The organism is Pseudomonas sp. 2835 (assembly GCF_050435905.1).
GTDB lineage: Bacteria > Pseudomonadota > Gammaproteobacteria > Pseudomonadales > Pseudomonadaceae > Aquipseudomonas.
In genome coordinates this window covers 18,129-29,794 of the sequence record NZ_JBNDLE010000020.1, presented here as the reverse complement: position 1 = coordinate 29,794, position 11,666 = coordinate 18,129, and the positions used below count along the sequence as shown (strand labels likewise).

The window sequence follows — 11,666 nt, the reverse complement described above, 5'->3', positions numbered from 1 at the left end:
AGTGGCAATGTAGTATTATCGGCAGAGGTTCGAACAAGGATGCCGACGATTGAAGTTCACTAGCAATATCGTGCCGCTGATAAAAGAACAGCTGCAAAACGACAAGGTTGATCTGAAGATTTTCTCGCCGTACCTGACCGGTTCGGTCGCGCTGGAAATTGCCCAACTGGGTAAAAGCGCCAAGGTTTATACGTTGGTCAATGTGCAGGTGCTTGCGTCGGGTGCCTCCAGTTACAGTGCCATCAAAGCCCTTCTGAAGAAAAGAATCCCGGTTTACTACCTGCCCAATCTTCACGCGAAGATGGTCGTTGCCAAGGACCGCTTTGTGACCTTGGGCAGCCAGAATTTTACCGAGCGGGGTGCGAGTGCGAATTTTGAGACCAACGTTCGCGTTCGCGGGGTCAGCAAGGGCGTTGAGGCATTAGTGGCGAAGATGGAGCGCAAGGCCACTTTGTTGACGCCGGGCTTTTTGGAGTCGGTTAACAATGCTGCGCAGGCGCTGGCTGGCAAATACGATGCGTTGCGCAAGCAGGCCGAAGAACTGGATTGCGACTTGATTGCTGCCGAGAAATCGCGCGCAAGTGCCCAACGCGGCGAGCGGGCAATCGATGCCGAGGTTCGCTCGGAACTGGCCAAGCGGCCGCAGTCCCATCCCAGAAAGTGCACCATCGTTTCTCGCTACGATGAAAAAAACGCCAAGCTTCAACATTCGTTGAAAGGCGAAGAGCTGTTGAGCTGGTCCATCGGCAAGGCCCCCCACGAGCTCAAGCCTCAGCACCGCTATTTGTGTATATCCGGTGCCGGCAAGCTCGGCTGGGTCAGGGTGAACAGAACGGTGTACTCGTTCATCGAAAACCAGATCGATATGGAAAAGGGCGAAATCAGAGGCCAGGTGCAGTGGGAGGTTGGCGTTGATGCAACCGAGCAGGCGTGCAAGGCGAGGAGGGGCGGGTACAACTTGCGTGTGGCGGTTGCTGACCACCAGGGTAATGAGCTGTGCCATGTGTTCATGCGCTACAACACCGAAGACCTTGATATCGATCCTGCCGTCTTGCTCAGGAGCACAGACACGCCCAAAGCGCCGATTGCCGAGCGACGCAAGGCAGCCGAATGGATCAACGCCAATACGCAGAGCTTCAAGGAAGATATCAAGCGAATTATCACGACACCGTTCAAGTTCCAGGAAAAACTGACCGGTGATCGGGCAGACAAGTTCTTCGGTGGCGATGGAACTTCGCACCTGCTCTGCCTGGTCGAACTGAGCTCAAACGTAGCGTTGCGGGTGATTGACCCGGTGGAAACTATGGCAGGGTAAAAGGTCTACGAGCGCCCTGATGGTTCTTCCTACAGGGCATTGTTTTTATTCTTGTTTTGAGTGCGTAGGACGACATAACTGGCATAAGATTCGCGAGTCGATCGGGAGTTGGGGGAAGCAGTGCTGTACAGTCAGTAGCGCTTAGCCTAGTCGAGGGAAGTGAATCGTGATCAGTCAGGCCCAGATGTGGGTATTTATTCGTCGATTCTACCCGTGTTTGATCGGTACATACCTATTGGCACTTTTCGCTACGGCAATGGCTACATTAAGCGTAATCAATACCTATTTTTTGAAGCACGCCTACGAGTCAGAGCTTGCGATGGGCATGCTGGCGGTCGGTACGCTGGCGATCACGTTAGGGACCTTAATCCTGATTCGTGGTCGCACTTGGGCGGTATGGATAATTGTTGTGCTGCTGTTTGTTTGCTTCCTTGCCACGCTCTCAACCTACGGACGGTCATCTCATATGCTTCTGTTTGTGGCCTCATTGGCTGCATCCTTGCTCGGCTTGCTAGCCATCAACAGCCGACGTTACCGCCAAATGTGCAAACGTGTGGTGGTCATACGCAGGATGCGGAATCGATGGCTAGCAAGCGGTGATAAAGCATGAGTGGCAAGGTAAGCAGTACAGGCTTCATCGCGGGGCAAGCCCGCTCCCACTCTGGCCGACAGAGGTTAGAGGGAGAGGGGATGGCCGTTCCTGGAGTTGTTACTCGGCGTCATTGCCCAGCACATGAGGTCAGTCCTTTGAAAGCGCCAAGCTTGCACGCCAAGAAAGCCCATTGCGCCAAGACACGTCAGTCCAATTATTCGGCCAGCCTGCGTCTCGCAGGCATCGATGTCACACCGGATGATGCTGAACGCAAGCTACCTGCCCGTGAAGCGATCCTCGAAGCCTATCGACAACAAGCCAAGGGCTAATTCTGGATCAGTATGGGGTAGGTCAGGATCCATACCGCTATACCGGTATGACGATTCAAGACGGCACTCTGCTGCGCGCTTAAGATTTGTATCGAGTGTCTGGCATGACTATTGGCACGACTTAAACCGTGTGCATAGCAGACGTTTGTCGTATCACTCGTGTACACCGGTCCAGGATATCGGCAACTAGCAATCTGATGGGACACGATCATTCAAGCATAAAAAGATGCGTCCTACGCCCCCTTCGTTTACTTCCTCTTTTGAACGTGTAGGACGACACACACAGCAAAAGTACACTTCTGAAACGTTGATCTTTAGCTGCTAAAACTAGGCCGCTCAAGCGCCTGCAACCTTCGGGTTTGCAGGCGCTTTCACGTTTCAGGAGACCCCATGAACGACTCAAGGATGAGCGGGCTTGGCGCGGGCCCGTCGCAGTACTTTGCGCGCCAGCGGATTGAGAGCATGGTTAATGTGCCGAGACTGTTTGCAGCGATTGATGCCGACCCCGGGATCGTCGGGGCAGGGGTGGTGTACATCGATGCGGACTACAACGTGGTGACGTTGCGGGAGTTTCGGCCGATTTGTAGTGTGTTGACTAAGCGGGTGGTGTTACGGGAGGTAAAAAGGTATTTGGCTCCTGCACAGTATCTGGAGCAGCTCAGCAGCGATCCACGAGAGCCTAGAGTTTTCGAGAGGCTATTGGGTACTGCTGCAACCTGCGTGAGTACCTACATCAGTTGGCGGGTGCTATACAGCGGTTCCATTGCAGTGGCTTTTGGCGGCCCGGTTGGCGTCGCGATTTCGGTTGTGAGCACAGCGGCCGTTGTGGCAGGAATTGGACTGTGTGTTATCGGGGGCATGAGAACCACTATTGAAGTTGCCAAGCCTGAACTGAATGATTTCCTAGATGACATGGTTGCTGTGCGTTTAATTGAGTCGTCGCTTGAAGCCATTTCGTCTGCGGGGTTGGCAGCTTCTTCTATGAGCATTTTTCGGCTTTTACAGGTTCGTAAGAACGCTACAGGTAGAGGTTGGTTCGATCTGTTGAGAGGGCTGAGTCGTCAACAGCGCAAGAGTTTGACGGCAGAATTGCTATCGATCAAACCCCCTTCGTTAACAGCTAAGCAGATCAGGTTGCAGCAGCGTTTAGGCAATCTACCTAAGCGATATACACCAACAGAGATCAAGCATTCCACCACCACTTTGATCAAGGACGCATTGGGTGTGGCATTGGGGATTGGTAGCAATACTAACGTCCAGACAATTGTCTTGGGGCTTTATGAGGAATTAGACGAATGATGCTCGTTCCTGCGGTCGTCGAACGAATGATGCGATATTTTTCGTACTTTGCAAACGGCTTTTTTCTTGTGCTGTTTTCCATGGTTTTTGCGTCGGTACATGTTCTAGGTGTTTATCTGCATGACGTTGAGCAGGTAATGCTGTCGGTACTTGGGGCTTCGTTTGTATTGTTCCTAGCTCACATCTTGTTACTGAGAGGCTTTGTCCACGCTGTCTGGATCACCGTTGCGCTTGTTTTGACTAGCCTTTTAGCAACTTTTGCTACATACGGGGCATCGACTAACCGTGTGTTTTTCGCAGTGTCGTTGATCACCGCATTATCTGCCCTGCTCACGATCAACAGCCGCCGCTACCGGATGATGTGCAAACGCCTGGTGGTGATACGTAAGCAGCGTAAAAAGTGGAGAGTCCGCTGAGATGAGCATGGCTTCGCGGTTTTCACAGCGCTACTTCCCCGTCTATGCCGCAGCATTGATGTTGAGCTGTTTTTCCTTCTCACTGGCGATAGCACTCGCGAGCCTGCTTCATTTCAAGACCCATCCCGACCTACCCGAGTACATCATTTCTTCACTCGTGGTCTGCTCTTTGCTGCTGAGCGTGGGCAACATGCTTCAGCTTCGAGGGCGGCGCTCCGGCATATGGCTTGTCGTCATGGTGCTTGGCGCGTTCATGCTACTAACCCTTTCCACCTATGGCCCCCGCACGCCCATGCCACTTTTTACCCTGGCGCTGTTGGCACCGTTGCTGGCTCTGCTTTTGTTCAACAGCGAGCGACACCGCGAGATGCGACGGCGGCTGATGAGGTTGCGGGAGAGGGAGAACCGAGGACGGGACGGGTTCACTTAGCGAGTTCGGCAAGGAGAACGAGCCAGTGCTAGATCCGTCGCAATTACCGGCTTACATACGTCAATGCTCACTCCTTGCTATAGAGCGGATTTTTCCTGACTTTCATTTCCTTCACCGATGCGATCATCCGCCTGGGAGAGGCGTGTTTTGCAGGTGGCGCTGTTGGCGTATAACAGCCGCCGTTATCGAGAGATGAGCAAAACCCTGTCGGATATCCGGCGCAATCACTTCAAGCCTGTGTCTGGCAAACGATAAAATCGAACCCTCACCCTCAAAGGTTCACGGATGAATCACCAAGAACAAATCAACGCCTGCCTGCGCCGCAATTTCCCGCTGCTGACTTTAAGCTGGTTGCTGTCCGTTGCTTCCCTCATGAGCCTGATGCTGATGATTAACGGCACACACTCACTGAGCGCCATGAGTTCAGCCGACATCCTGCGCGGCGTGAAGAACGGCGTGGTTATTCCGACCCTGCTGCACCTCTTGCTGGTGTGGGGGAGCACGCGGTTGATCTGGTGGTTGGTGGCACTGCTGGTGTGCTGCTTGCTGGTCGCTTTGGGGATGTATGCCCAGCGTCCACCTGGGCTGGTTTATTACCTGGCGCTTTTCTGTCCCCTGGCTGGCCTGCTGGTGTTCAACAGCCAGGGCTATCGGCGGCTATATGCAAGGTTCGTCGAGATCAGCAGGGCTCCGCGAGCCAAGCGCTTGCCTGGTGAGCCTGTGGATGTGCTGCGGTATCCGGGGATGGCGGCGTTCTTGGGGCGTTACATGGGCCGCTGTTGCGCCGCGTTTTTCTTGACCATGGCCTCTATTGCGCTGGCAACGGTGCAGCTGGAATACGCCAACTTTTCCGAGCACCTCGAGAACATGGGGTATGTGGTGATTGTGATTTTGCTCGGGGCGGCGGTGTGTGGCGTAGGCGCTGGTCTGATCGCTAACGGTTTTGCCTGGGGGGTATGGTGCCTCGTCGCGGTTGCGGTGACGAGCCTGCTAATGGCCATCGCCAGTTTGGGAGGCGGTATCCATCTGTTTTTTTCCGCGACTTCGATTGCACTGCCTTCGGTGGCGCTGGTTTTGTTGAACAGTCACCACCATCGGCAGTTTTGTAAGCGTTTTGCGGTGGTGCGGCGGTTGCGGTTGCGTAAGGCTGGTAAGTGATCTGGCGGCCTTATCGCGGGGCAAGCCCGCTCCCACTGTAATAGCATGTGTGCCAGTTCTGATTCTCCGTCACCACGAAAAGGACGCCACCGCCTCATGGACCCTCTTTACCTGATCGCCCTCGGCGCCATGGTCGCCGGCTTTGTCCAGGGTCTGTCGGGCTTTGCCTTCGGCATGGTCGCGATGTCGTTCTGGGCCTGGAGCCTGGAGCCGCAGGTGGCGGCGGTGTTGACGGTGTTCGGCGGGCTGACCGGGCAGTTGATTGCGGCGTTGAGCATGCGCCGGGGCTTTCGCTGGGGGCTGTTGTGGCCGTTTGTGTTGGGCGGGCTGGCGGGCATTCCCATGGGGGTGTGGGTGTTGCCTTACCTGGATATGCTCTGGTTCAAGGCGGTGTTCGGCACCTTGCTGGTGCTCTGGTGCCCGTTGATGTTGGCCGCACCGCGCTTGCCGCGGTTGCGCGGCGGGCGCCTGGCCGATGGGGTGGTGGGAATGGCGGGCGGGGCGTTGGGTGGCATCGGCGGTTTTACCGGTACGGTGCCGACGCTGTGGTGCACGCTGCGCGGCTTTGATCGCGACGCGCAGCGAGCGGTAATCCAGAACTTCAATCTGTCGATGCTGATGGTGACCATGCTCACGTACCTGGGCACCGGCCTGGTGACCCCGTCGATGCTGCCGATGTTCGCGGTGGTGGCGCCGGCGATGCTGCTGCCGACGCTGATCGGTACGCGGGTGTACATCGGCATCAGCGAGGTAACCTTCCGCCGGGTGGTGCTGGGCCTGTTGACCTTGTCCGGGGGGGCGATGCTGGTGGCGGCCGTGCCCGGGCTGCTGGCGCGCCACGTGCTCTGATCGTCAACGCATCTGGAACAGTTCCTGATGGAAGTCTTTCGGCTTCAGACCATGGGCCACCAGGTCGTCACGCAGGGCCTGGCCAAAGTCCGCAGGGCCGCAGTACCAGAAGCTCGCCTGCTGCCAGTCGGCAACTTCCTGGCGCAGGCGTTCGCCATTCAGCCGGCCATCCTGGCCAGACACACACAGGTGCAAACGCACGCCCGCAGCGGCCGCGTCGGCGCGCAGGTTGTCGATGGCGTCGGCTGCATACACCCCGCATGGATGAAACAGGTCGATACTGTGTTGCCGGTCCGGCTCCAGCGCCAGTTGCTTGAGCCGGGCCACGAAGGGGGTGATGCCAATGCCGGCCCCGATCCAGACCTGCCGGGGCTTTTGGTCTTCGAAGGTGAAGCAGCCGTACGGGCCTTCTACCGTCACCGGGTCGCCTTCTTTCAGGCGCGTTGGCAGCCGGCGGGTGTGGTCGCCCAGGCCTTTGGTGATAAAGCGCAGTTGCGCCGCTTGCGGGTCCCAGGCCGAGGCGATGGTGTACGGGTGCGGCCCCTCCGACTCGGATGAGGTCACAAAAGCAAACTGGCCGGCCTGGTGCCCGGGCCAGCCCGCTTGCAGGGCGATATGGGTTTCCAGCAGGTTCGCCTCGGGGTAGTGGATCAGGGTCTGGATCTGTCCCCGGACTTTGCGCTGCTTGCCGATGCGCTTGAACAGTGCCTGGAGCGCCGCCAGCGTGCCGCCGACCAGCAGCAGGGCGGTGACGATGCCGATGGGTTGCAGCCAGTAGTCGAACTTGAGCAGCACCACGGTGTGGAACACCAGCACCAGATAGAGCGCCGCCAGTACTGTGTGGGTCTTGGCAAACCAGTGGTACGGGAAGCGCTTGACCAGGGCCAGGATGATCAGCACGCCGATGGCGTAGAACGCCCATTCCCCCAGGGTTTCAGCCAGGCCGCGCTGGCTGCGCAGCGCCTGCTCGATTGCGCCGAGTTCCGGCGCCGCGCCACCGCCCTTGGCCGGCTTGACCAGCCAGCCCCAACCGACCGCCCACTTGGTGCCCTTGGCCCAGATCCAATGCACGCTGCCGAACACCAGGGCGCTGATGCCGAGCCATTTGTGCAGCCGATACATTTTGTCGAGCCCGCCCAAAAGCGGTTCCGGGCGGCGCGGGCGCACGGCCAGCATCATCGCCACGCTCATGGCGGCAATGGCGATGACGCCGGTGTATTGCACAAGCACTGAACGTAGCGAGAAATAAGTCAGTGGGGTGGGCACAAAGGTATCTGCCAGTGCCCATAGCAGGGTCAAGCCGATGAACAACGTCCACAACACTATCTTGATGCGCTTCAACTCTACTCTCCACCGTGAATGGTGCAGACATTCTCGGCATTAAGCGGGCAGTTGCGGGCATCTGTTTATTGGTTAACTAGTTAAATATTGATATGGATCAATCAGTTAGCGAATAAAGTGATATCTTTTGCTGGACTTTGCTGTGAACGTTACTCATTACGCCTTTAACGGATCGCCACCGGGTTGATATTTACCTGGGTCGAGCCTTTGTACAGTGGCTGGCCCAGCACAAACAGAAACTCGAAGGCCTTGTCGCGCACCAGCGCGCGGGTGTCGATCAGCTCGAGGTTGTAGATGCCGCGCTTGGCCAGCATGAACTGGTTGACCGGGAACTCTTCGCCCGACGGGTTCGGGTACACCTCCGAGGCCCAGGTATCTCCGCCAAAGGCGACGATGCCCTGGTCGGCCAGCCACTGCGCCGCCGGCATGTCGATGCCGGGTTCGGTAGCGAGAAATTGCGCGTGGTCCTTGCCGATCAGCTCCAACCAGCCGGTATTGAACAGCACCACATCGCCCTTGCGCAGAGTGATGCCCTGTTTTTTCAGCACCGCTTTGACGTCTTCGACGCTAAACACCGTACCGCCGGGGACGATGGCTTTGCCGAAGTGGGCGGTCATGTCCAGCACCACGCCGCGGGCGACCATGGGCGGGACTTTTTCGATGCCAAGTTTGGTTACGCCTTCGACGGTGACGAAGTCGGCGGCCTTGTTGCCGTTGTAGTAGACGTTGTCGATGCCGATATGGCCGATGCCGTTGAGCTGGGTGCCGACGCCGGTCCAGCCGTTGACCAGCTCGTCGTTGAAGGTGAATTTGTTTTTGCCCAGGGTTTGCCCGGCCTGTTCGCCCGGCTGGATGTTGTAGAGGTGGAAGCTTCGGTGGCGGAAGGCCGGAAGGTCTTTGCTCACCGGCACGCCGAGGGCGTAGGTCTTGCCGGTGGTGACCAGGCCGATGGCGTGCTTTACCACTTCAGGGGTGAGCAGGTTGGCGGCGCCGATTTCGTCGCTGGCGCCGTAGGGCGAGGGGGGCCAGTCGGCGGCCAGGGTGGTTTGGCTGGTGATGGCCAGGGCGGTGGCGAGGAGCAGGGGTTTGAAGTGTTTCATGAGTCGGTCCTGTGCAAATAAGGGGGCCGATTCTGTGCAACGCGGGGCGCGGGAAAAAGCCGGTCCGGGGACAATCAGTTTTGCCCTGGGAGCACGGATGGACGGGTTTTGCTGTGCTAAGGCAAGGCTGATAGCATTCGGCCATATTCTACGGAGGGAATGCTGTGGCGCGTTTTTTTTACGGGCGGCTAGGGTTGGCCCTGGTACTGGTGTTGGCCGCGTCTACGGCGTTGGCGGGCAACACGCCTTGCTCCGGGCGCAAGGGTGGGGTTGCCGGCTGTGATGGCGATCTGTTTTTGTGTAATGACGGGTCGATCAGTGCCTCGAAACGCAGTTGCACGGCGTATAGGGGCGGCAGTGCTGCGCGGCCTGCTGTGCAGCCGTTGCGTGGGGCGAGTGAGGGCTGTGGTTGTGGGACCGGGAGCTTCTGCACTGGGCCGCGGGGTGGGGTGTACTGCCTGACGCCCAGTGGCAAGAAGAGTTATCGGCGGCGGTGAGAGGGTGCATTGGCTGCTGGTCTCATCGCGGGTCAAGCCCGCTCCCACAGTGAATCTGTGTATGCCGGCCCTGTGGGAGCTGGACTTGCCAGCGATCGAGCGCGCAGCGGTCGCAATCCAGGCAACGCCGGCTTCCACAGGAGAGCGCTACACCCTGAACATCTGCATCAACCCCTGCTGATGATTGGCCAGCCGGTTCAGCGCCTGGCTGATCTGCGCCGACTCTTGCGCTTGCCCCGACAGCGACTCGGTCACATCGCGAATCCCCGCCACGTTGCGGTTCACTTCTTCGGCCACCGCGCTTTGCTCCTCGGCCGCCGAGGCGATCTGCAGGTTCATGTCGGTGATCACCGTCACCGCTTCGCCGATACGCTGCAACGCCGGTAGCGCCTGTTCGGCCTGGGCGACGCTGTCCTGCGCCTGGCGGTGGCTGCTGTGCATGGTGTCGACCACTTCGCGGGTGCCTTGTTGCAGGCCTTCGATCACCTGGCGAATTTCGTCCACCGAGTCCTGGGTGCGTTTGGCCAGGTTGCGTACTTCGTCGGCCACTACCGCAAAGCCGCGCCCGGCCTCGCCAGCGCGGGCGGCTTCGATGGCGGCGTTGAGGGCCAGCAGGTTGGTCTGCTCGGCGATGGCACGGATCACTTCCAGTACCGAGCCAATCTGCTCGCTGCGGCTGGCCAGTTGCTGGACTTCTTGCATGCCGGCGGTCATTTCATTGGCCAGGCGTTCGATCGCCTTGGTGGTGTTGCGGATCATGCTCAAGCCTTCGCGGCTGGCCAGGTCGGCGCCGCGCGCAGCTTCGGCGGCTTGCGCGGCGTTGCGGGCGACGTCCTGGGCGGTGGCGCTCATTTCCTGGGAGGCGGTGGCCACCTGGTCGACTTCGCGGTATTGCTGCTGCATGCCGGCGCTGGTCTGGCTGGCAATCGCCGCCGATTGGTCGGCGGTGCTGCGCGCGTCCTGCACCGAGGCTTTGACGTCGGCAATCACCGGTTGCAGCTTGTCGAGAAAGCGGTTGAACCAGTGGGTCAATTCGCCGAGTTCGTCCTTGTTGGCGTAGTCCAGGCGCCGGGTCAGGTCGCCTTCGCCGCTGGCGATGTCCTTGAGCATCGCCGCCACCCCCAAAATCGGCCGGGTCACGCCACGGGCGGTCAGCCAGATCACCGCCAGGCCCAGCACGGCCGCGGCCAGGGCCATCAGCAGGCTGCTGAGGTTGGCACTGCTGTTGTGCGCGTCCAGGCGCGCGTTGAGTTCAATCGCCGGCGCTTGCAGTACCTGTTCAGGCACTTCCAGCAACACGCTCCACGGCTGCGCGCCGGGCACCGGGGCGAACGACTGGCTGACCTGCAACACGCCGTTGTCAGTGAACTCCGAGGCCTTGCCGGCACGCATCTGCGCGGCTACGGCGCTGGCCTGCTGGCCGAACACCTGCTCGAACTGCTTGCTCAGTTGCGCGGCGTCGCGGCTATGCCCGGCGAGCAAACCGGCGGGGCTGACGATGCTGACCTGGCCGTTGCCGTCGAACAGTTCCTTGCGCCCGTCCAGGCTCAGTTGCTGCAGGTTGTCGAGGCTGATGTCCAGGCCCATGACGCCGACGATCTTGCCGTCGTGCTTGAGCGGGAAGGCGATGCTGGTCATCAATGGCGTACGGTCGCCGACGCTGTCGAAGTACGGATCGACTACGCAGGCCTCGCCGGTTTCCAGCGGGCAAGTAAGCCAGCGGTTGTAGGCCGAGCCGTTGGCCGACAGGCTGGTGTCGGCGAGCATCGACTCGGGCATGGCTTCGGACTCCAGCTCGCCGGGCTTGGGCTGTGACCAGTACAGCGAGAAGCGCCCGTTTTCGTTGCTGCCGACGGCGGCCTGATCAGTAAAGACTGCGTCCTTGCCGTCCAGGGCGTTGGGCAGGAACACCAGGTACAGGCCGAGCAGGTCGGGGTTTTTGCCCAGGGCCTTGCGGGTCTGTTCGGTCAGGTCGTGGCGCAGATTGTCGGTGCCTTGGGCTTTCAAGAACATCACCAGTTGCGCGACGCCATCGCCATACAGATACGCGTCGCGAAAGTAGCGCTGGATGTTCGCCGCCTGCAGCTGTGCCGCGGTGTGCAGGCGCAGCCGTGCGTTGTGGTCGAGCATCTGCGTGTTGGCAGTGTTGACCAGGGCGGCGCTGCGGCTCGACTGCATCAGCGTGGCCGCCATCAGCACCACCACGATGGCCAGCAGGCACAGGCCGGCGAGCAAAGTGATCTTCCATTGAATCAGCAGGCGGCGCAGCAGCATGGTGGCGTCCTTGTTCTATCGGGTTATTGAATGCACAAAGCCCGTCAGTATCGACGGGCTGTTTCC

12 protein-coding genes and 1 pseudogene are annotated in these 11,666 nt (G+C 59.2%); 9 read left to right on the top strand and 4 right to left on the bottom strand.

The features are described 5' to 3' along the window. The first annotated feature begins 49 nt into the window (after positions 1-49). The 8 genes from ABIE20_RS22625 to ABIE20_RS22590 all read left to right on the top strand — a co-directional run bounded on the left by ABIE20_RS22625 (position 50) and on the right by ABIE20_RS22590 (position 6,388). Complete coding sequence (locus ABIE20_RS22625) at positions 50-1,315, top strand: phospholipase D-like domain-containing protein (protein WP_429507458.1); 1,266 nt, start codon at positions 50-52, stop codon at positions 1,313-1,315. A 166-nt stretch (positions 1,316-1,481) separates the two neighbouring features. Next, a complete protein-coding gene (locus ABIE20_RS22620; RefSeq protein ID WP_429507456.1) occupies positions 1,482-1,925 on the top strand; it encodes a hypothetical protein in 444 nt (147 codons plus the stop codon). Positions 1,926-2,005: 80 nt separating this feature from the next. Continuing rightward, on the top strand, positions 2,006-2,236 hold the full coding sequence (locus ABIE20_RS22615) for a YhfG family protein (protein WP_429507454.1): 231 nt from the start codon (positions 2,006-2,008) through the stop codon (positions 2,234-2,236). Positions 2,237-2,626: 390 nt separating this feature from the next. After that, on the top strand, positions 2,627-3,535 hold the full coding sequence (locus tag ABIE20_RS22610; RefSeq protein ID WP_429507452.1) for an NAD synthetase: 909 nt from the start codon (positions 2,627-2,629) through the stop codon (positions 3,533-3,535). Further along, positions 3,532-3,951 (top strand): hypothetical protein, encoded by a 420-nt coding sequence (locus tag ABIE20_RS22605; protein ID WP_429507451.1) that lies wholly within the window; start codon positions 3,532-3,534, stop codon positions 3,949-3,951. Before ABIE20_RS22610 ends, ABIE20_RS22605 begins: the two co-directional genes overlap by 4 nt. Position 3,952: 1 nt before the next feature. Then, positions 3,953-4,381: a hypothetical protein gene (locus tag ABIE20_RS22600; protein WP_429507450.1), complete on the top strand. Its 429-nt coding sequence runs from the start codon at positions 3,953-3,955 to the stop codon at positions 4,379-4,381. Between the two features lie 285 nt (positions 4,382-4,666). Continuing rightward, on the top strand, positions 4,667-5,539 hold the full coding sequence (locus ABIE20_RS22595) for a hypothetical protein (protein WP_429507448.1): 873 nt from the start codon (positions 4,667-4,669) through the stop codon (positions 5,537-5,539). A 96-nt stretch (positions 5,540-5,635) separates the two neighbouring features. After that, positions 5,636-6,388 carry a sulfite exporter TauE/SafE family protein gene (locus tag ABIE20_RS22590; protein ID WP_429507447.1) on the top strand — a complete coding sequence of 251 codons (753 nt, stop codon included), beginning with the start codon at positions 5,636-5,638 and terminating at the stop codon, positions 6,386-6,388. A gap of 3 nt (positions 6,389-6,391) precedes the next feature. On the opposite strand, the gene ABIE20_RS22585 is transcribed toward ABIE20_RS22590, so the two are convergent. Both ABIE20_RS22585 and ABIE20_RS22580 read right to left on the bottom strand, forming a co-directional pair. After that, on the bottom strand, positions 6,392-7,729 hold the full coding sequence (locus ABIE20_RS22585) for a ferredoxin reductase family protein (RefSeq protein WP_429507445.1): 1,338 nt from the start codon (positions 7,727-7,729) through the stop codon (positions 6,392-6,394). A 164-nt stretch (positions 7,730-7,893) separates the two neighbouring features. After that, entirely contained in the window at positions 7,894-8,829 is a 936-nt protein-coding gene (locus ABIE20_RS22580; RefSeq protein ID WP_429507443.1) for a cyclase family protein, read from the bottom strand. A 194-nt stretch (positions 8,830-9,023) separates the two neighbouring features. Here ABIE20_RS22580 and ABIE20_RS22575 point away from each other — a divergent pair, with 194 nt between their 5' ends. Continuing rightward, complete coding sequence (locus tag ABIE20_RS22575) at positions 9,024-9,326, top strand: hypothetical protein (RefSeq protein WP_429507529.1); 303 nt, start codon at positions 9,024-9,026, stop codon at positions 9,324-9,326. 147 nt (positions 9,327-9,473) lie between these two features. On the opposite strand, the gene ABIE20_RS22570 is transcribed toward ABIE20_RS22575, so the two are convergent. Both ABIE20_RS22570 and ABIE20_RS22565 read right to left on the bottom strand, forming a co-directional pair. Then, positions 9,474-10,229 carry a methyl-accepting chemotaxis protein gene (locus ABIE20_RS22570; RefSeq protein ID WP_429507527.1) on the bottom strand — a complete coding sequence of 252 codons (756 nt, stop codon included), beginning with the start codon at positions 10,227-10,229 and terminating at the stop codon, positions 9,474-9,476. 102 nt (positions 10,230-10,331) lie between these two features. After that, a pseudogene (locus ABIE20_RS22565) lies at positions 10,332-11,339 on the bottom strand (HAMP domain-containing protein); the annotation flags it as partial. Positions 11,340-11,666: the final 327 nt, after the last annotated feature.

What these genes read in the sequence shown, in the direction of transcription:
- ABIE20_RS22600 (WP_429507450.1), top strand. Translation starts at nt 3,953, where the DNA reads ATGAGCATGGCTTCGCGGTTTTCACAGCGCTACTTCCCCGTCTATGCC.
- ABIE20_RS22615 (WP_429507454.1), top strand. Translation starts at nt 2,006, where the DNA reads ATGGCCGTTCCTGGAGTTGTTACTCGGCGTCATTGCCCAGCACATGAG.
- ABIE20_RS22570 (WP_429507527.1), bottom strand. Translation starts at nt 10,229, where the DNA reads ATGCAGCAGCAATACCGCGAAGTCGACCAGGTGGCCACCGCCTCCCAG.
- ABIE20_RS22610 (WP_429507452.1), top strand. Translation starts at nt 2,627, where the DNA reads ATGAACGACTCAAGGATGAGCGGGCTTGGCGCGGGCCCGTCGCAGTAC.
- ABIE20_RS22595 (WP_429507448.1), top strand. Translation starts at nt 4,667, where the DNA reads ATGAATCACCAAGAACAAATCAACGCCTGCCTGCGCCGCAATTTCCCG.
- ABIE20_RS22605 (WP_429507451.1), top strand. Translation starts at nt 3,532, where the DNA reads ATGATGCTCGTTCCTGCGGTCGTCGAACGAATGATGCGATATTTTTCG.
- ABIE20_RS22590 (WP_429507447.1), top strand. Translation starts at nt 5,636, where the DNA reads ATGGACCCTCTTTACCTGATCGCCCTCGGCGCCATGGTCGCCGGCTTT.
- ABIE20_RS22580 (WP_429507443.1), bottom strand. Translation starts at nt 8,829, where the DNA reads ATGAAACACTTCAAACCCCTGCTCCTCGCCACCGCCCTGGCCATCACC.